The organism is Desulfosporosinus metallidurans, from assembly GCF_001936615.1.
Taxonomy (GTDB): Bacteria; Bacillota; Desulfitobacteriia; order Desulfitobacteriales; family Desulfitobacteriaceae; genus Desulfosporosinus; species Desulfosporosinus metallidurans.
The window spans coordinates 11,845-30,029 of the sequence record NZ_MLBF01000027.1 but is presented as its reverse complement, the minus strand read 5'-3'; the positions used below and the strand labels follow the sequence as shown (position 1 = coordinate 30,029).

Sequence of the window (18,185 nt, the reverse complement as noted above, 5' to 3'; positions counted from 1 at the left end):
CAGCCCTCCTTACAGCTTCATATTCATGCCGGAAGATGTCGCTTCATCCAGTTCCGGCTCCATCTCCTTGAGAAAGTAAGAGACATTCGCCGTACCGATGTTTTTCATGAGCATGCTTGCTTTCTCGGCAGCTTCCTCATAGGTATCAAAGGTCATGGGCTTTCCGTCTGACTTGAGCCAAGCCTCCGCTGCTCCGCAGATAGAGGCGGCACTGCGTTTTGCCCAAACACCGTATTGCTTCATATTCATCACTCCTTGATTTTCGATTGATTTGATGTATTTTACTTTGATGCCGAGCCTTTTGGCTTCGGCAATTTCTATTTTCATGCCCTCAGATACACGGTTGCCGCACACCCATAATTCTTCACATGCGGCAAGTACGTGAAGTCCCATTTTAATGCCGATGGCTCTCTCAACAGGATTGGAATCATTCAGAAAAGTTGGATAGAGGAGGTGGACGGCAACCGGAGTGTATCCGCATTCCATCGCGTAACGACAGTATTTCTTTGCCATTTTTATGTTGTATTCGATATCACCGGCATAGGGACTGGCGATATACACCAGTTCCATGTCTATCACTTCGCCACCGCCTGTACTACTGTTCTTGTAATATTGACAGCAGACTGCGCCGCATAGATGGTACTCATGAGATTGCCTTTCGTGCTGGTGTCCAGCCCAAACTGACCGGCAATTCGAGGAATTTCCGAACTTGCCAGCATGAGTCCAAGGCCGAGAAGCATGTTGCTATTAAACACCATCAATCCAGCAACGAGGATGGTGGCCTGTAAAAACGCGGTCAGGCACAGCCCGATGACCTGCTTACACCAACTTACAAAGCCGTCTATATATCCTCTTGGGACACTGAACATATATAGGCTGCCCACTGCAATCTGTATCAGTAGGATGCCGCCGCGTTTCAGATTTGCAAAAAACACTTTAATAATCGCATAGCCCATGAGGATGACAATAAATATCCCCATAATAGGGTTGAGTCCAAGCCCGCCCAGGTTGGTCAATGCGGCAGCGGACATGGTGCTGATGCCTCCGTTTGCACCGATAATCCCGGTGATGCCGGACGTGAAGCTGCCCTGTAAAGAGATGGCCAGTTTGTATAGCTCCACCGGTACAATATTAAATAGATTCACAGCCATAAATCCTTTGATGGCGTTTAAGGCGGTGTCTTTGATGCTGCCTCTGCCGCTTTGGTATTCGATACCGCATTCAAAAACGGAAACCACCAGTCCTGTCCCGTAAAGCGCCCACGCGAGATAGGAGAAGAACAGCACGATGGCCTGCACCCAGCTCATGTCAAACAGTTCAGCTCCCATATTGCCCATCATGGCGAAAAACTCGCCGAGGAAGCCGACAAGTTGGGCATAAATCCAGTCCATGATCTGGCCGAGGACAGTGTCCGCGACAAAATCCCATATAAACAAAGTAATTCACCTCCAAAAAAGGTCAGACTGTTAAACTTCTCGTCTAAATATCTGACCTTTTTTCTTCTTAGTTTTAATTTATTTATCACATCCCCAGGATGCTCCAGATATAGATTGGAGCCGTCAAGGTAAACACAAGGCAGGCAAACAGGATGGCCGGAGCCGCCCACTCAAACTGCCCGTGTTTTCTATAGTCGAAGTACGTCGTACCCAATTTGGCAAAGAAAAACACCGCGAGTATCAAGTCAATTGCGGGGAATATAACCTTGTTAACCACGGTTTTAATTTGCTGCGATGCTGCCGTCCATGTTCCCTCAATGGCTCCCGCCACATCTCCTGAAGGCGCGGCATAAGCAGTCACGCCGAATATGGAAACCAGCAGCATGGTAATGCAGAGGATGAGTAAGAGTTTCTTCCTTTTTTTCATGAAATTTTACCACCTTTCATTTTTTATCGTTAAAGAAAAGACCGCAAGGCTTCATGCTTACCTTACGATCGTGTTCTTTTCCTGATGATATTTTTTTAGGGTTTAACCGGCGCAATATGCCAGTCCGACCACAGGTTGCCGCTGATGGTCACCGAGTCGGTAAGGTTGATACTGAGCATTCCGCTCGGTGTCCAGCAGTCGATCAGATAGGTGTATGGGGTATAACTTCCGTCCGACATCCAGATCGGTGTGAAATGAGTTCGCCGGTTATAGGTTGAGTATTTGTTCTTGGCAAACTCAAACTTGGCGTTATAGCCGCTGCTTGTTCGCTCCAGCAAACGCCAATAAGTTTGATACCGGAACTCGGGAAAGTAGGTCACGGCAGTCTGGGCTCCGGTCACCGCCGAAGATTGATTCGTGCTGACATTGGCGGTGGTGGTTTGATTGACACCATATCCTGATTTCATAGTTTTTCCTGACGCGGTCGGCGCTTTGGCGTCAGGGACGATACTCATGGACGCCGAGAGACTCGCCGAGTAAGAATTCCAGCCAAAGTCCCACCAACCGTGATCTTCCCAACTGCCATCATCCTCCCAATGACCACCCTCATCTACGTCACTGTACCAATTCCAGTCGGAGACCCACACCCAATACGCATGCCAGCGTGCGCTCCATATTCCCCATGAAGAAGATGTTTTCTGCGGGTTATTTGGAACACTTGGACGGGAGTAGGAATCATTGCGGTCATCAGCAACGGGATTAGGGGGATCGTTTCCAGACAGGTCTACAATGTTGGCAGTGATGGTTCCTTGGCTTGCCCTGCCGCTGCCTGTAACAGACACATTAATTGTCATAGTCTGCGGGGTGGACGGTGTTGTCCATCGCACCCACACCAGTTGGCTGTCGCCATCAGGGTAATACACATTGCCGACCGTATAAGTTCTGCCTCCGATGGTGAAACGCACCGTCACCGGATGGTCGGGATCGGACTGACCGCCGCTGACCGTTACCGAGGTGATAACCTCCGTATTGACCCGGTAAGTGTAGCTATGGGAACTGACCACCGGAGGTTCTGCCTCAGAAAACCGCACGATGCCAAGACCGAGAGACGAAATAATATCAGCATTGGATGCGCTGCTGGTTGTGGAGCCAGACCATGCGGGATAGCCAAGGTCTGGCGTTTCAAGAAACATAGCCAGTGGCAGGTTCTTATGCGAAAGAGACACCATCTTGCTGCGCAAACCGCCGCCCAGCTGCTGGTCATATAGGGCAGCTTCAGTTGCAGTAACAGCAATTCTCACACCTTGGAAGGTCATGTAAGCGATGGGTTCCAGCAGGATTTTGTAATCTCCGTTGATGAGTGTGTCGTAATTAAAGCCTGTAATAGATGAGATATATCTTACTATTAGCTCATCTGTGAAGTAGCTTTTAATGGCTTCAATGTTTGCATTTCCGCTGCCAGAGCTAATGATGCGCGGGAGAACTTTAGAGGGGTTTACATAGGTGTATGTTTGTGCATTAGGTGTCAGAGAAAAACCATTTGTATAAGATATTTTGCTGACTTTTCCAAAATGTGCCTGTATATTATCTGGACTTTTATTTGTGAAATCTACAGGAGTGGTAACCACTGCATGATCGCTTGCTCTGACCACTGTAACCCGTACGCCTTCGTCACCTGTATTCCAATAGTTTTCGTTGGTGCCGCTGCCCATCCCCCCGCCTCCAGAATCAATGTTGCCTTCACCGACAGCATAAGCAGTGAGTGGAAACAGTATGGTCAGCGATAAGGCCAGCATAATAAAAATGCTAAGTATTCGTTTCATAATGCCTCCTTAAATAGCAAGAAGCACAGTATTTTTGCTGTGCTTCTTGAAATGGTTTATTCAATTGTTGATGATTAATCCATACTCCCCACCTTATTGCCGGTAAGCTCATCACCTGGATTCCCCACTGTTGTACCCGAGCCACCTGTTTCGGTTACCCATCCGAAGCCGGGGAGATAAACCTTGCCGTCTTTTTTCTCCCCGCCCTTGGGTTCTGGCGGTTTGCTCACTGTAGTATCCTCAGGTTTGTATGTGGGAGCCTTGCTGGGATTGGTGGTCTCACCCTGCGGCGTTGGCTTCTTTGCTGGAGCCTCCGGTTTCACCGGGTCTGGCTGAATGGTCTGCTCTGTACCTGTAGAGACTGCAGTGCCCGGCGTTTCCGTTGATGTCGTGGTTGGCTCATTGGCCTGAACGACCACATCTTTTTCTCCTGCCGGATTACTGACAACAGGGCTTGGATTGACCTCTCCTATAGCCGTGGACGCTGGAGCAACCGCGTCGTCCACCGGCGCTTTCGTTTTGAATTGTGAGGATATTGCTATAATGAGAGCTATGCACACAACGCCGAGTCCGGCGATGGTCAGCCATCTCTTATTTTTGTCGGATAGGTTTTTCATAAAGGTTGACCTCCTTTTCATATTTGCTCTTGACAGTTTCTTACATACCACACCCTACCACAAGAGCTTTCGAAAGTCTATTTAAATTGTAATACAGTTAAAATAAAGGCATATATTTTGCCTGCACCTTAAGTTTTATGCGCATGGGCGGCAGGGATTTGCCGCCAAATGACACCGGAACCTCCAACTGGACTACCGCATCGGCGAGAAAACTCTGTACGCTGCCGGGATCGGAGGGTGCAAGCGGTGCATTAGTGACGTCCACAGACAGCCCGGAGAGCTTAAACTCCACAGCCTCGCCCGCATACTTCACATGATATCCGCTTTCAGGCCTCAGCCCGAGGGTTTGATCAAGTCGTCCGTAAATGTCGCCGTAGTCTATGCTGGCGCTCCATGAGGAACTGCTCGGTTTATAGCCTCCGGAGTAACCTTCACGAACACCGTGATAGACATCATCATAGTTGTCGTTTACTGTCGAAATAATGGCGGACTGCACCGCGTCCCGAACACCTGACGCGATAATCATCAGCCGCATGTACTCGGATATGCCGCACACGATGATTACAAGTGCAAGGGCAATGGCCACAATCAAGGGAAATGACGAGCCTTTTTTATTCCTTATTATACCATATATTTTTGTCACTTCCAATACACCTCGCTTTTGCCTGTGGCTGTGCCTTGAGTGTAATGGGAAAGGAGCCGAAGCCTCCGAAGAGACCGATGTCGGCTTGCATGGTTACTGTCACCGTGAATTCCTCATCAAGCTGGATTTTACCGGTCTTTGACCATGTAATGACAGGATTCAGCCCTGCTTTTTCTTTCAGCACCTGCGCCCTTTGGGTGGTTTCGCTGCCGACCCTGCCTGCAATCTCTGCCTCACGGCAAAGCTCGCTTGCAAAGGTGTCCAGCTGATTTTTGGCGATATACACGGGGAACACTTTGACGGCGAGGGCGATTACCAACATGGCGCAAAGCACCAGCACCGCCACATCGATATATCCCTCGCCGCCCTTAGTTTTCAGTATTTTCAGCACATCTGCACCCCCTTGTTCTGTTCAGCCTCTCTTAGATCATCCATCATCGGATAGTCTTGCTCAATATCCTTCCTATCACATATATCATTAATCAGAGTCTCTAATGCGTATGATAGGTCATTTTCCATAAGCAGACACTGGTCATGGATCATCATCAGCGGTTGTTTAAATTTCAGCAGGTATTCTAATTGACGATTTTCCATGTGAACATCAGTCTTCAAGGCTTCATAAATCTGGTGTACTGCGCTGATTTCCTCTGCCTGACTAATTAATTTTTCTTTTTCCTTAGTCATCAGCTCATCAATGTACGTATTATAATCATCCGTAATTTTTTCTTGAAACCTTAAGGTCAAATCATTCATTCTGTGAAGCCTCCTTTCCTAAAACATACTGCCGAGGGACTTCATAATCTCATAGCTGATTATGACAAGATAGGTAAAAAGGAAGCACATCAGCATGATGAAAGAGAAAACCCGGATTTTCGGCGGAATCTTTTGCGCCTCGCCTTTAAGCCTCTGCAGTTCCAGTGCCTTGAAGTCATGCGCCAACATTTTAAAGTAAATTGCACCGTCATCTCCGCGAAGGACACCGATCAGTCCGCGCACTATGTCGGAAAGTTGCGGTGAATTGAGCCTCGCCTCAAAACGGGTAAGCGCTGCTTCATAACTGGATGAGCGCATGTCTGCTGTCACAATATCCAGCTCTGAAGCAAAGGCAGCACCAGCGTTTTTCTTAAAGTGTTCCAAAATTGACAGCACATCACGGCTGCTTTTCAGCTCCTGTTCGATGGTAGCCACGAACCTTGGCAGTTCTCTTTCGATCTGTTCGCGCTTTGCTCTAAGCTGCTCATCCGCTTTTCTCGTTTCCTTAAAATAGACCAGCACCGAGAGAAACACCAGCACCGGTGAGAGCAGCGGGAACAATAACAGGCAGGGGATCACGCCAAGAAGAATCGCTCCCGCCTTGACAATGGCATATGCGGTATAGACCTCCGGTGTCATGCTGATGCCCGCCGACTTGAGAACATTGGTCATGCGGCTTTTGCGGTACTCATCTATGCGGATAAATCTTGACAGCCTGACAGCATCGGACATGAGATATGCCTCCACTGTTTTAGAGGCTTTTTTGTCCCGCTTACCGGCATTGAGCATGGCCTTGGCTGCGCCAATGGTCGGCAGCTTCAGTATGTCGGCCAAAATAAAAAACAGCCCTGCTGCAAACAAGACTGCGAATAGAAATAAAAATGTTATCATATTCGCTACCTCCTGTACTCAATGGGCTTGGTCAGCTTGATAACAAAAGCCGTAGAGAAAAAAATTGCCGCTGCGCAGATGGCGAGAACCAGCTGTCCTACAGTGGTGTGCATCAGCGTGTCGTACCAGCTCTTGTTGAGGAAATACATCACGGGAATGTTGCCGATGACAAGGATAGCCATGATAATGAATTCTTTTCTCGGCTCGAACACAAGGTATTCCAGCTCCGAGTTGACAATCCTCATGTCGGAAAGCTTGCTGACGATAGGAGTCAGTGTGGTTTTCAGGCTCCGGTCATACTGGCAGGCGGCGATGGCATCGCACCATTCCTGAAACACCTCATTTTCGATCTTGGGCTTCATGGTTTTCAGCGTCGCGTCCACATCGGGATTGATGAGTCTTGCCTGTGTCAGAAATTCGGCAAACACATTGCGAACCGGTGGGTTTAAATAGAGGATGTTTTCCTCCACGGCAGTCAGTATATCTTCATTTCTGAGATATGCCGTAGTGATAATGGACAGCGCCGTTTCCAGTTCGGCAGCAATGTTCTTTTTGTAGTGGGTGGCGGTCAGCCTGATATACCAAAAAGGCAAGAACATGAGTCCTACCGCCAACACTGGCACAAGAAACACATTCTGCATCAGGATGGCAATGCTTGCGCCGACAGCGAACAACAGAAGCGAACACGCACAGACCAGCGAAAAGCGGCTGCTCCGTCCTGTCAGTGCAAGGATGTCCTGCGCTTCCATGATCTCACGGCGCAGGAAGGATGGTTTTTTACGCTTTGTTGCTTCGTTGATCTCGTCCTTAATGCTTTTCGGGCGCTTGCTCAGGAAACTGAACAGGCTGTCTGTAAACGCTATTGGAGAGATTCCGAACAAAGCAAAAGCACCAGCAATCAGGCCGATGCAGGCGATTAATTGAACAGCAGTCATCAGTTAATTCCTCCCTTCAAAATGTTATTGAGTACCTCCTGCGGCATTCCGTTTTCAAGGAACCGCTTTTGCAGGCTTTGCGAAATGCCCTGTACTGGATGGTACTGCCCGCTGATGATGAATTTATCGCCCTCCATGCGGTTTTCCGTGATGTGAAATCGGAACAGGGTGCGGTAATCACGAGTGCCATCAGACAAAATCTCACATTCCATAATTTCCATCATTTTGCGCTGCTTGTTCTCCAGCTGTTTTGTGAACACGACAATTGGAAACGCCTCGGTCACAAGGGACATGAGGGTGTCATCGGAAATATCGTACTTCCTTTTACAAAGGGTTGCCATCCTGCGCCATGTGGCTTCGCAGCTATTGCTGTGGATGGTGGTCAGTACCGTGTGTCCGGTTCTCGCTGATTCCTGCGCGGTGTAGGCTTCTGCGGAGCGCATTTCACCGACACAGATGATCTCCGGATTGAAGCGCAGCGCCATGTCAAGGAGCATATCTTGATCGATGTTCTGCTTCTCGTTATCGCTGCTTCGGGTCAGGGTATGGATAACGCTGCTGACCACCTTGCCGTCTTTTTCCCTTACCAGCGCCAGTTCACGGGAGCCGTTTTCAATGGTGAAAATTCTTTTATTATCAGGGATTGTGGTCAGCAGCCAGCCTGCCACGGTGGTCTTGCCGGATGAAGTTGCGCCAGCCACACATACTGAGATGCCATAGCGCAGGCACTCGGACAAAAAGTCGAGCATCTCACCTGTTGCCGTGCCGCCATTCACAAAATCATCTTTTGTGAGGTGTTGGGGGTTGACGATACGGATGGATGCGCAAACACCCACATCCTCATCTACCAACGGAGATTTCAGCACGGCGATGCGGATGTTCTTGGATAGATGTCCAAGGATGGCGGGGCTGGCATTGTCCAGCACCATGCCGGACACATGGAGCATTCTTCTGATGACGTTGATGGCGTGTTCAGGAGAGTCAAAGTGTTCGTCAAGCTTTACTGTGCTGCCATTACTGTACTGGATTTCGATGTCGTTCCATGCATTTATATCAATTTCCTCAATGCCTGTGCCGAAGATATACTTAGTAAGGAATGAAAATTCGGCCATTTCTGTGTACAGGGCATCGACGAGCTGCTGGTCGGTCATGCCGTTTACAGCGATGCGGTAATCCATCAGGTATTTACTGATATATCGCTTCACCTGTGTTTTGACCTCGTCCTTGCCGCCGTCAATGATGAGGGTGGAATACTTGCTTGAGATATACTCCTGCACTTCATGTAAAACAGTTCCAAAATCCTTGGAGCTGTCATTAGGAGAAAAGAACAGGTTATGGTTATTGACTATGTTCATCGGATGGACAGCTTGCGGCGATTCCACAGCAGGTGCTTCTTCACACATAACCTGTGAATTTTCGCGGATTGTCTGCCCGCGTTTTTTGCTTTTCATATTCCGAACACCTCCTTGCTGATTCTCTCAATTTCTTTCCGGAAGCCCCGGCTGTCCTTGAGCGCCAGCTCCCGAAACAGATCCCCGGCGAGAACCTGATTCTCCAGCTCATCGGAATGCGGTATCTTAAACGTCACGTTGCCCATCACCTGTTCGATGTTTTCACTGGCTTCATTGGTCTTTACATTGCTTGCAACCTTGTATTGCTTGTCCGCATCCCATTTGTTGTCCCTTAAGAGCGGAAGCTGGGAGGATAGGTAGCTGATGGATTTCAGGTCACAATTGACCAAACGAAGCACTGAGTCTGCTTCCATCAAGGCAACAGCAGACAGGATGTCCGTTGCAATGGTGCTTACACAGTCGATGATGATATAGGGAGCAACATCCCGCAGATGGTCAATCAGCTCCGTTGCCAGCTCCGCGTTATACGGCGGATAGGTGAACACATTCTCCCCCTTGAGCATGCCGATTAAGGTCAGGTAGCTGATTTTCTTGTGGGTGATACAGTCTGCTTAATCAGGGTGTCCGTCACATGAGTTGCCGCCAGAATACTGCCAAGGGATTTCTCGCATTCAAGGTCGGAGGGCGGGCAGACGCAGGGCAGCATTGGCGCGGTCATGTCGCACAGAAGCAGCAACACATTGCGTTTTTTGTCTGCCAAATATTTGGCCAGTTTAACACTGACTGTTGTTTTCCCCGATGCCGGGCTGCCCCATACAGCCAGCACCTGAACGTCCTTTTCCGGCTCTGTATGCTGCGGTTCATCACCAGTGTTTTGGGAGAAGATACTCCCTGTTTTGAAGTTAAACATTTTACTTACCCCCCTGGCTGGAAGAGGCAGGCGGGTAAAGCTTTGCAAGCACCTTGTCCTGCGCCTCGGTAAACTTGGCGGCGTTTTCCTTGCTGCCCCGGTACACAAGGGACAGGTGAAGCTTTCCGTCCGCCTCCAGCTCGGCAAAAATTTTGGATTGCTCCGGCGATACCAGGAGGGTTACGGTAGATGGAAGCTGCTTCCCTTTGTCTGTTGATTGATCTGCCGTACTGGTGTTAGTGTCATAGCCGGTGCTGGCAGTGACGCCGATGACCTCTACATACTGCAGTTCGGCAGGGATAACAGTTGTACCTTGTTTTTTGTAATCCGGGGCAATGACCGACACGATATCGCCGGAGATCAGTTTGCCTGATAAGCCGTTACTAAAGTTTTTAATGGTGACAGAGATGGCCTGTTTCTCACCATTGAGGTTGTATAAATAAGCGTTTTCAGCCGCAGGAACATCGGTGAGTTTGGTGTTTAAGATATAGTCGCCTGCTTTCATGTCTGCCATGAAATATTTTCCAATAACATTATCCTTATTTTTAAGGACATTTGCTGGCAGGTTGTAACTGCCAACCTCCATGGTCTGCACCATGTCTTTTGTGATCTGATCTCCGGCCTTGACGTCCTTGGTGACGCGGACAATGTCCGTCTTTTGGGATAGGCTTGAGTTAAAAAGCGGCGTGACTGCAAAAGAGATAAACAGTGACAGCACGATGCAGAGTACGCCAAGAACAGTTCGGTTTTTTAGAAAACTCATAATGGGATTCCTCCATTCATAAAATAGGCGGCAATACAGCCGACTGATAGAAAAGGTGCGAGAGGAAACGCCTTTTGTCGATCCCTCTCGCGCAGTCTTTGGATTATTGCATAAATGGTATAAAAAAGAAGCATGGCGCTCAGTCCGATAATCATGGCCGCCATACCTCCACGAAAGCCGAGAACGATACCCGACGCTGCCATCAGCTTAATATCACCACCGCCAATGCCACCCCATATCAGGGCAGCGAGAAGAAGCGGCAGGGCCGTAAGTACACCGAACAGCTTCATCGGTTCAAAGCTGATAAAACCTGTTAGGGCAACAACCAAGCAGATGGTGTCTGGGATAATTCTTTTTTTGACATCAAAAACGGATGCCGTCAGCAGCAGGACAATAAAAATGCCGCCCTGTAACATGAACGACAGATTAACCTGCATAATTGAACATTTCTTTGATACGCTGGGTGAGTGTCGGCAGAATGGTATTGCCGAAGAGGGCATACAACCCCGCGAGAAGCAGCGCGCCGATAACAACAGCAATTAGAATCTTGATGGCACTGTCCACGAAGCCCTCGGCGGATTGGGATTTGATGATGGATTTTGCTATCAATGCCTTGCCCGTGATTTGATCTTTTAGTTTGGTTGCAAGTTTTTTCATCTTGAATTACCTCCAAAATATAATTTTTTTGTTGGGGTTCCCGTGTTATAAGGGGTTTTAATTCGTGTGAATCTATATCGTGTACATGAAACATGAAGTACACAAAACTGGGATGGACTCTACATCCCATTCATCTGCATACCGGAGTTCTGCTCAGGTGCTTCAAAATGGGATGGTGCTGCTGCTTTCTGGCTCTGTGTGAGCGTTTGATGGTAGGCATCAATGACCGCGTCGTTCAGCTGCTGCCTGAAAGTGGCTGTCACCGGGAAGCAGATGTCCTTGTACTCGCCGTTTCCCGCCTTATAGCTGGGCATGGCTACAAACAGCCCCTTGGTACTGTCCACCACCTTGACATTGCGGATGGCGAAGCAGTCGTTTAAGTTCACTGATGCGATGGCTCTCACGCTACCCTCCGGTCGGATGGAGCCGATCTTCACATCCACTTTCATAGGGAACTGCGTCGTGTTTTCCGGTGCAACAGCTTGGGAGTTTTCCGATTTCTTCATGAATTTTTCCTCCTGTGATTGATTTTTTTGTACAAAAAAACAGCCGCTTGGCTGTCATGGAGTGCTACAGATTCATAGTCTGGCCATTTTGCTGCTCCTGCTCGGGCGGTTGGAATGCAATCTCCTTGAAGCCGAACCGGTCGACATAGCAGAAGCTGCTACCGTTACTGTCATACAGCTCGATAACATCCGACATGGAGAGTGAATGACCTTGATAATCGGGCGGATGGTTCAGGTTGAATTTCTCATAGATGGCATCGAGGTTGTTGGTTTCCAACTGCCCGTCATACACCGCTTGGTAGTTATCCGGATTCGGCTCACCGAAGTGTTCCAGCAGTTCGTCATAACCTATAAACTTCATCATGATATCCACGTCCGGTTTAAGCTGGTGAATGCGGCAACTTTTCAGGATTGGAGAGCTTCCATCAATGTCGGTCTTGCCATTTGCCATTCTGTCGAACACGCCGCTTGTCCATTGAATTTCCAGTTTCTTTTTCTCTGAAAGGTAATCTTTTAATTCCTCGCACTGAAACATAGGATCAACGATTGCCTTGCTTCCCTCCACATAACCTGCAGTATTGCCGTAGAACAGGATGCGGTCGTTTTTAATCGTGATGCCATTCATTCAGATTCCTCCTTTCAATGGGTTCCCCATGGGGCCTATTCAAAATAGTACGTGACCGAATAGGTGATATTGCTCTTGTTGTACATGCAGTTGTGGTTGGTATAGTAGTAAAACTCCAGCTGTGAATACACGCCTGCGGTCAGCGTCCGGCTGAAGGTGATGCCGTTGGTGGTCGTTTGGTAGTCAAGCTGATCCCATACGCCTTTTTTCACGTTGTAGCCGCGCACCCGACCGTAGTCGCTTCCGCTGTGACCGCTTACCGGTGGAACGGTGAAGGTATACTCGGTGATGGTCGCGCCCGCAAGTCCTTGTTCAAGGATAACGGATTCAGGGCCGGTCAGCGTCATGCCGCCGCCATTGGTGCTATCCGCGACAAAGAATACGATAGCCGTCCACGGGGACTCCGCGCCTGCTGCGTCCACCGCTTTCACACGTACAGTGTTTTTGCCCAGTGGATAGGCGGATGTTTGAGACGGCCTGCCTTCCCATAAATAGGTGATGGCATCTCCTTCCGGATCAGTAGAGGATGCGGTAATAGTTACAAGCGTGTTGGGTGTGACACTGTTGCCGTTTGGCGTTCTGGTGATGACCGGGGTGCTTGGCGCTGAATTAGTAATGGTGAAGTTGATATCCGTCCAATCGGAATATGCGCCGTATGCATCCTTTGCCCTTACCTTGACGGTGTGGGAGCCTGCTGCATAATAGCCGTCTGCGCTCTGACTGCTGTATTCATAAATGACGGTATCTCCGTCGGGATCAGTGGATGAGACCGTGGAGTTTACAAGGAATTTCTGATCCTTGACGGTTCTTGTCATCGTTGCGCTTGCTGTCGGTTTATTGGGAGCGGTGTTGGTGATGGTTACGTTCTCGGAATGGGTGAATACTCTGCTCGCATCGTCCGTAACGCTGGCTGTCAGGGTATAGGTTCCGGTAGCGCCGACAGCGATGCTGCCGCCGTTGTTGTTAAGGCTGCCGGTATAACTTGCCGCACTGCCGTCCTTGGTCAGCGACCACACAATGCTTTTGCCCTCCAAGCCGGAGACGCTCTTCATGGAAACATTAAAGTTTGTACCAACATGAACGGAAGACGGGATCGTAAAAGAGCATTGTACAGTGGGTTTCACAGTAGCTGTTCCGGAAACAAAGGTAAAGCTGCGGCCATTGTCATCTTTTGCAGTTGCGATGAGTTTTACAATGATGGTCTTGTCCGTGCTGATACGCAGCTCACCACCATTGTTTCCGAGGGTGCCGGTCGCGTATTGGGTGTAGGGCACCGTAGTGCCGCCATCTACTGACATGCTCCAAATAATATTGAGGCCGTTCAGTTCACTCCCCGCAATAGTAACAGGAAGGGCTTCGCCGCTGTAAGTAAGCTGCGGCAGGCTGATCTGCATGTCAGGTATGGAATAGATGGTGATGGCTTTGCTTTCAGAAAAAGTCCTGCCAAGCACATCTGTCATGGTGACGATTAGCACATAGCTGCCTTTTTCTGCGAAGGTGATACTGCCTCTCTCATTGGAAAGGCTGCCACCGGCATAGTCGGTATAGGTAGCTGCAGTACTGTCGTTAGCCGATATCGTCCAAGTAGTGGTTAGATTTTCAAGGTCACTTCCGCTCACTGTCACAGCAACGGCTTCTCCCGCATAGGAAACCTGCGGAATCGTCAACTGAATTTCCGGTATCGAATAGACGGTGATTGCCCTGCTATCGTAGAAGGTTCTACCAAGGGTGTCAGTCATGGTGACAGTCAGCATATAGTTGCCTTTTGCTTTAAAGGTGATACTGCCACCATCATTGGAAAGGCTGCCACTGGCGTAGTCAGTATAGATAGCTGCAATACCATCGTTAGCCGATATCGTCCATGTAGCGGAAAGATTGTCGATATTATTACCGCTCACCGCCACGGCAATAGCTTCTCCTGCATAGGAGACCTGTGGAAGCGTCAATTGGATTTCCGGTATCGGATAAACGATAATTGCCTTACTCTCGGAGAAGGTTCTGCCAAGCACATCCGTCATGGTGGCGGTCATAACATAGCTGCCTTTTGCTTTGAAGGTAATACTGCCGCCCTCATTGGAAAGACTGCCGTTTGCATAGTCGGTGTAAGGATTGGTATCGCCATCGTCCGTTGAAATCGTCCATGCGACAGTAAGGTTTTCGAGATTGCTTCCGCTGACAGTGGCTGTAACGGCTTCCCCCGCATACGCGACTTCCGGCAGAGCAAGCTGTATTTCCGATATTGGATAAACGGTAACCGTACCGCTATAGGAGAAGGTTCTGCCAAGAGCATCGGTCATAGACGCGGTCAGGGTATATTCGCCAGCCTCGGTGAAGCGGATTTTTCCTCCCTGTGCGTTGAGCGTTCCATTCACATTCGTTTCAAATGGTACCGTTTTGCTGTTCTTTGTAATGCTCCATTCGATAGGCAGGACACCGATGTTTCCGGTGGTTCTGAGGTCGATTGTCCGGTCGGTGTAGGTTGACTCCGTCAACTCAAACCGAATATCCAGCACAGGATGCACCTCGATCTTGTCACCGGTTTCGAAGAGGAACACACGGCCTGTGGCATCGGTCACCCTTGCCACCAGCTCATACACTCCAGCATGCTTGAAGCGGATCGTGCCGCCGTCATTCTTCAGTTTACCGTCTACATAGGTGCTCCAATCTTGGAAGCCATAGGTATTGTCCACCAGCCACTCCACTGTCAGTCTGTCCATCTCAGTTGTTGTGGTATCAATCTTAAGGTTGGTATCGGTGTGTGCCGTGGCAGGCATCTGAAACGTAAGGCTCGGAACTGGATAAACAGTAACCGTCGATGTATAGCTGTAGGTTCTACCCGCTCCATCGGTAAAGGCTGCTTTCAGCACATATTTTCCCTTCTCCTTGAATCGGATGGTACCGCCGTCGTTGGTCAGGGTTCCCTCGATATAATCGTCGATGGCTGTCTCTTTATCTTCCTTGGTCAGCGACCATACCGCAATGGCAGTGTCAATGTTTTGGAAAGTCGCCTCTACAGTGACAGCCGTATCCGTATGGGTGATTTCCGGCAAATAAAAACCTGCGGCCCCAACGGGGTAAACTGTGGTAGTCGCTTTGGTTTCAAAAGCTCTGCCGCTTTTGTCTGTAACCTTGGCGGTTAATAAATACACTCCTTTTTGTTTAAAGCGAATTTTACCTACAGCATTCGTCAAACTTCCATCGATGGCATCGCTGATGGCAACCGCTTCACCGTTTTTAGTGAGACTCCACTCGGCAGTTAAGCCATCCATCTCGGTCAGGGAGGTGACAAGTTCGATGGAGGTGTCGGTGTGCGCAGTAGCCGGAAGCTCAAAGGCCACACCCGCAACAGGAAAGATCGCAACAGACTCGCTGTGGGTGAAGCTCCTGCCAGTGGCATCGGTAACGGTGGCGGTAATCGCATAGCTACCTTTCGTTTTAAAAGCAACCGTACCGCCATCGCTTCCGAGGCTGCCCTCAATGATACTTTCCAATTGAGCCACTTCGCCGTCCTTGGCTACCGACCATACAATATTAAGACCGTCTAACTTGGCGTAGGTTGCAATGGTAACCGTTCTGTCCGTATGGGTGTACTCAGGTAAATCAAAACTTACATCGACCACGGGATAGACTATGATGCTTTTGGTGCAAATGGTTTCTCTGCCGCCATAATTGACAGCGGTGGCGGTCAGGGTATAGCTGCCACTTTCCTTAAAGGTGATGGTACCGCCCTCATTAGTGAGGGAGCCGTCTATCGCTTTTGAAAGTTCAACGGCGGTTTGCGCTCCGTCTACAGCTTCCTTGGTAAGTGACCATGTGAGGCTTCCGGTGTATTTCAGAGTAGGAACTACATGGATTTCGGAGTCGGTGTGCGCCGTGGCTGGCAGCTCAAAAGCGACCTGCGCCCTTGGGTAGCTGATAGAACCGCCGCCTGATTCACTACCCGGACTGCTGCCAGAACTGTTATCCGAATTGCTATTACCCGGATTGTTGCTATCAGAACTGTTTCCAGAACCGTCATTGCCCGGATTGCTGCCATCCGAACTGCTTCCAGAACCACTATTGCCAGGACTGCTGTTATCAGAACTACTACCTGAATTGCTATTAGAGCTGCTGCTGGAATTTTCGCTTGTGTTGCTAGGAGAGGCTTTCTCTGTTTCGTTCTTTACTTTATTCTGTTTGTCGTCCTTTACTGCATCAGCCGGACGACTGGTGTTGCTGGGGCTGCTGGCATTGTCATGTCTACTGTCTATCAAATCGTCCTGATCCAGAATAGTGAGATTGCCCTTACCCGCATCGTCATCTTTGAGGGAGGTATTGTCTGCTGGATGCTTGGTTTCCTCCCCCCTATTTGAGTCGGGAAACATAAGCGTCCTCCCTACGTAGATGCTGCCGCAAAGCAGCAACAACAGAACAAGGACGACGGCACAGATTTTTTTACTTTTCTGTTCCATGGTTTTTCATTCCTTTCATAATTTTTTTATGGATATTTAAAGAGCCAAGGTCATTCCGTTGTTCTGACCTTGGCTCTATTCCATCTTTGCCATTATGCTTCACAGATTCATATTCATGCCGCCGTCCTGTCGCTCTGTTCGGAACGCCTCGATGACCTCCGTCGAAGGATGGATAATCTCACCTTTGATCATCTCGAACACGCAGAAGTCATTGCGGTCACAAATCATCACCCTATGCTGGTAATCCTTTTGCATTTCAATGTAGTCCATAACTTCTTTCTCATTACAGAGCCACACGCCTGCGGTATACCTGTCATCCGGCAGGAAGCTGTAGCCGCTGTACTTTGGTTCATGCTCCCGCAGGTCAAGCGCACCGCTTGGGCGAATTTGAGAAAGGTGCAGTTTGGCGGAGTCGGGCAGCAGTTCCGATTTCAGGATACCGAGGACATCACTGCGGTTCCACCGGACTCTTTCACCATTCGCGAGCGAAACCGTGAAGATGGAGCGCCCGATGGGATTGGGATTGCTGCCGTTGCCGCCCTTGCAAAAGTACAGTTGATGGCTGGCATCCTGATATTCCTGCGGCAGCGAGGGCAGCTTCAGCACAATGACCTTGCCAACGATGGGCATTGCATAGCCGATCTCGGTGCAGTCCTCATGAGTGAAAGTGATTCTTTCCGTCATTTTCTGATCCCCTTTCTGCGCTCCACAAGTTCAAGAATATGGGCGGCGATGGCGATCTGCGTTTCCTCTGGCATATCCTTAATGGCTGCTCTTATAAAAGCCTCTACCGCCTCTGGCGACTGGTCACCCACCTCAATGATGTCAACCTTTTTTGTGGTGACAACGCCCTTTTGAATACCCAGCCTGACAATGTCGCCGTAGTCCATTTCGGCGGCGGTGCGCAGCTCCTTGGGAATCAGGACGCGGCCTTTGCCGTCCAGTATCTTGTAGATGGGCTTTTCCTTACTCATGTGCAAACCCTCCGTTTCTCATGACCTCCCGAACTGTATCGGGATTGATACCGAGGTCAGCGAACAGCTCCCGCAGCTCATCGGGAAGGCTATCCAACAGGTCTGCCTCCATGATGACGACAGTACCCTTAGCACAGACCACTTCAAGGTCACTGTCCAAGGGTATTTGTGCCGCCTCCAGCAGCTCATGGGGCAGTGTGAGTTCATCTTCTTCGTCATCTTCGAGCGCAGCAATGCCGTTCGAGGTAAGGATAAATTCCTTGAAGGTGTTGGAGATAGAGCCGGTAGAGTCGCTGATGTACGCCAGCTTCACCGTGTCGCCGGACACAAGTCCCATGTCCCGCAGGAGCTGTGCAGCGATGGTAAGCTGCCCTTGCTGATCCACAGTGCTTTGGATTTCAATCATTTTCATAGTCTGTTCC

At 49.4% G+C, this 18,185-nt stretch carries 19 protein-coding genes and 2 pseudogenes; all 21 read right to left on the bottom strand.

Going from position 1 to position 18,185, the window contains the following annotated elements; all coding sequences use genetic code 11:
- Nucleotides 1-9: 9 nt before the first annotated feature.
- A complete protein-coding gene (locus tag DSOL_RS15545) occupies nt 10-570 on the bottom strand; it encodes a DUF7768 domain-containing protein (RefSeq protein ID WP_170871524.1) in 561 nt (186 codons plus the stop codon).
- 5 nt (nt 571-575) lie between these two features.
- A complete protein-coding gene (locus tag DSOL_RS15540; protein WP_075365745.1) occupies nt 576-1,436 on the bottom strand; it encodes a conjugal transfer protein TrbL family protein in 861 nt (286 codons plus the stop codon).
- Between the two features lie 85 nt (nt 1,437-1,521).
- Complete coding sequence (locus tag DSOL_RS15535; protein ID WP_075365744.1) at nt 1,522-1,863, bottom strand: DUF3852 domain-containing protein; 342 nt, start codon at nt 1,861-1,863, stop codon at nt 1,522-1,524.
- Nucleotides 1,864-1,958: 95 nt separating this feature from the next.
- Complete coding sequence (locus DSOL_RS15530) at nt 1,959-3,686, bottom strand: DUF8193 domain-containing protein (protein ID WP_075365743.1); 1,728 nt, start codon at nt 3,684-3,686, stop codon at nt 1,959-1,961.
- Between the two features lie 74 nt (nt 3,687-3,760).
- Complete coding sequence (locus DSOL_RS15525; protein ID WP_075365742.1) at nt 3,761-4,303, bottom strand: DUF6550 family protein; 543 nt, start codon at nt 4,301-4,303, stop codon at nt 3,761-3,763.
- A 97-nt stretch (nt 4,304-4,400) separates the two neighbouring features.
- Nucleotides 4,401-4,946 carry a hypothetical protein gene (locus tag DSOL_RS15520; protein ID WP_427854415.1) on the bottom strand — a complete coding sequence of 182 codons (546 nt, stop codon included), beginning with the start codon at nt 4,944-4,946 and terminating at the stop codon, nt 4,401-4,403.
- Nucleotides 4,943-5,337 (bottom strand): annotated as a pseudogene (locus DSOL_RS15515) (DUF4320 family protein). The gene DSOL_RS15520 and the pseudogene DSOL_RS15515 overlap by 4 nt, the downstream one beginning before the upstream one ends.
- Nucleotides 5,331-5,699 (bottom strand): hypothetical protein, encoded by a 369-nt coding sequence (locus DSOL_RS15510; RefSeq protein WP_075365740.1) that lies wholly within the window; start codon nt 5,697-5,699, stop codon nt 5,331-5,333. Before DSOL_RS15510 ends, DSOL_RS15515 begins: the two are co-directional and overlap by 7 nt.
- Before the next feature lie 18 nt (nt 5,700-5,717).
- A complete protein-coding gene (locus DSOL_RS15505; RefSeq protein WP_075365739.1) occupies nt 5,718-6,590 on the bottom strand; it encodes a secretion protein F in 873 nt (290 codons plus the stop codon).
- A 5-nt stretch (nt 6,591-6,595) separates the two neighbouring features.
- Nucleotides 6,596-7,525 (bottom strand): type II secretion system F family protein, encoded by a 930-nt coding sequence (locus DSOL_RS15500; RefSeq protein WP_075365738.1) that lies wholly within the window; start codon nt 7,523-7,525, stop codon nt 6,596-6,598.
- The gene (locus tag DSOL_RS15495; RefSeq protein ID WP_235838848.1) at nt 7,525-8,880 is read right to left on the bottom strand and encodes a type II/IV secretion system ATPase subunit; all 1,356 of its coding nucleotides are present in this window, start codon (nt 8,878-8,880) and stop codon (nt 7,525-7,527) included. The genes DSOL_RS15500 and DSOL_RS15495 overlap by 1 nt, the downstream gene beginning before the upstream one ends.
- 92 nt (nt 8,881-8,972) lie before the next feature.
- Nucleotides 8,973-9,787 (bottom strand): annotated as a pseudogene (locus DSOL_RS15490) (AAA family ATPase).
- Nucleotide 9,788: 1 nt separating this feature from the next.
- Nucleotides 9,789-10,550: a Flp pilus assembly protein CpaB gene (gene cpaB / locus DSOL_RS15485; protein ID WP_075365737.1), complete on the bottom strand. Its 762-nt coding sequence runs from the start codon at nt 10,548-10,550 to the stop codon at nt 9,789-9,791.
- The gene (locus DSOL_RS15480) at nt 10,547-10,987 is read right to left on the bottom strand and encodes a prepilin peptidase (protein WP_075365736.1); all 441 of its coding nucleotides are present in this window, start codon (nt 10,985-10,987) and stop codon (nt 10,547-10,549) included. Before DSOL_RS15480 ends, cpaB begins: the two co-directional genes overlap by 4 nt.
- A complete protein-coding gene (locus tag DSOL_RS15475) occupies nt 10,977-11,207 on the bottom strand; it encodes a DUF6133 family protein (RefSeq protein ID WP_075365735.1) in 231 nt (76 codons plus the stop codon). The genes DSOL_RS15480 and DSOL_RS15475 overlap by 11 nt, the downstream gene beginning before the upstream one ends.
- A 119-nt stretch (nt 11,208-11,326) precedes the next feature.
- Complete coding sequence (locus DSOL_RS15470) at nt 11,327-11,713, bottom strand: SpoVG family protein (protein ID WP_075365734.1); 387 nt, start codon at nt 11,711-11,713, stop codon at nt 11,327-11,329.
- Between the two features lie 64 nt (nt 11,714-11,777).
- Nucleotides 11,778-12,338, bottom strand: a complete 561-nt coding sequence (locus DSOL_RS15465) for a YodL domain-containing protein (RefSeq protein ID WP_075365733.1) — start codon at nt 12,336-12,338, stop codon at nt 11,778-11,780.
- Nucleotides 12,339-12,373: 35 nt separating this feature from the next.
- Nucleotides 12,374-16,789, bottom strand: coding sequence for a hypothetical protein (locus DSOL_RS15460; protein ID WP_075365732.1), 4,416 nt, complete (start codon nt 16,787-16,789; stop codon nt 12,374-12,376).
- A 99-nt stretch (nt 16,790-16,888) separates the two neighbouring features.
- Complete coding sequence (locus DSOL_RS15455; protein ID WP_075365731.1) at nt 16,889-17,473, bottom strand: hypothetical protein; 585 nt, start codon at nt 17,471-17,473, stop codon at nt 16,889-16,891.
- Nucleotides 17,470-17,763 (bottom strand): division/cell wall cluster transcriptional repressor MraZ, encoded by a 294-nt coding sequence (locus tag DSOL_RS15450; protein WP_075365730.1) that lies wholly within the window; start codon nt 17,761-17,763, stop codon nt 17,470-17,472. Before DSOL_RS15450 ends, DSOL_RS15455 begins: the two co-directional genes overlap by 4 nt.
- Nucleotides 17,756-18,175, bottom strand: a complete 420-nt coding sequence (locus DSOL_RS15445) for a hypothetical protein (protein WP_075365729.1) — start codon at nt 18,173-18,175, stop codon at nt 17,756-17,758. Before DSOL_RS15445 ends, DSOL_RS15450 begins: the two co-directional genes overlap by 8 nt.
- Nucleotides 18,176-18,185: the final 10 nt, after the last annotated feature.

Bases quoted from the DNA above. Each gene is read 5' to 3' on its own strand.
- DSOL_RS15505 (WP_075365739.1), bottom strand. From the start codon at position 6,590: ATGATAACATTTTTATTTCTATTCGCAGTCTTGTTTGCAGCAGGGCTG.
- DSOL_RS15470 (WP_075365734.1), bottom strand. From the start codon at position 11,713: ATGAAGAAATCGGAAAACTCCCAAGCTGTTGCACCGGAAAACACGACG.
- DSOL_RS15450 (WP_075365730.1), bottom strand. From the start codon at position 17,763: ATGAGTAAGGAAAAGCCCATCTACAAGATACTGGACGGCAAAGGCCGC.
- DSOL_RS15500 (WP_075365738.1), bottom strand. From the start codon at position 7,525: ATGACTGCTGTTCAATTAATCGCCTGCATCGGCCTGATTGCTGGTGCT.
- DSOL_RS15445 (WP_075365729.1), bottom strand. From the start codon at position 18,175: ATGAAAATGATTGAAATCCAAAGCACTGTGGATCAGCAAGGGCAGCTT.
- DSOL_RS15530 (WP_075365743.1), bottom strand. From the start codon at position 3,686: ATGAAACGAATACTTAGCATTTTTATTATGCTGGCCTTATCGCTGACC.
- DSOL_RS15525 (WP_075365742.1), bottom strand. From the start codon at position 4,303: ATGAAAAACCTATCCGACAAAAATAAGAGATGGCTGACCATCGCCGGA.
- DSOL_RS15480 (WP_075365736.1), bottom strand. From the start codon at position 10,987: ATGCAGGTTAATCTGTCGTTCATGTTACAGGGCGGCATTTTTATTGTC.
- DSOL_RS15510 (WP_075365740.1), bottom strand. From the start codon at position 5,699: ATGAATGATTTGACCTTAAGGTTTCAAGAAAAAATTACGGATGATTAT.
- DSOL_RS15475 (WP_075365735.1), bottom strand. From the start codon at position 11,207: ATGAAAAAACTTGCAACCAAACTAAAAGATCAAATCACGGGCAAGGCA.
- DSOL_RS15545 (WP_170871524.1), bottom strand. From the start codon at position 570: ATGGAACTGGTGTATATCGCCAGTCCCTATGCCGGTGATATCGAATAC.
- DSOL_RS15465 (WP_075365733.1), bottom strand. From the start codon at position 12,338: ATGAATGGCATCACGATTAAAAACGACCGCATCCTGTTCTACGGCAAT.
- DSOL_RS15495 (WP_235838848.1), bottom strand. From the start codon at position 8,880: ATGAACATAGTCAATAACCATAACCTGTTCTTTTCTCCTAATGACAGC.
- DSOL_RS15535 (WP_075365744.1), bottom strand. From the start codon at position 1,863: ATGAAAAAAAGGAAGAAACTCTTACTCATCCTCTGCATTACCATGCTG.
- cpaB (WP_075365737.1), bottom strand. From the start codon at position 10,550: ATGAGTTTTCTAAAAAACCGAACTGTTCTTGGCGTACTCTGCATCGTG.
- DSOL_RS15455 (WP_075365731.1), bottom strand. From the start codon at position 17,473: ATGACGGAAAGAATCACTTTCACTCATGAGGACTGCACCGAGATCGGC.
- DSOL_RS15460 (WP_075365732.1), bottom strand. From the start codon at position 16,789: ATGGAACAGAAAAGTAAAAAAATCTGTGCCGTCGTCCTTGTTCTGTTG.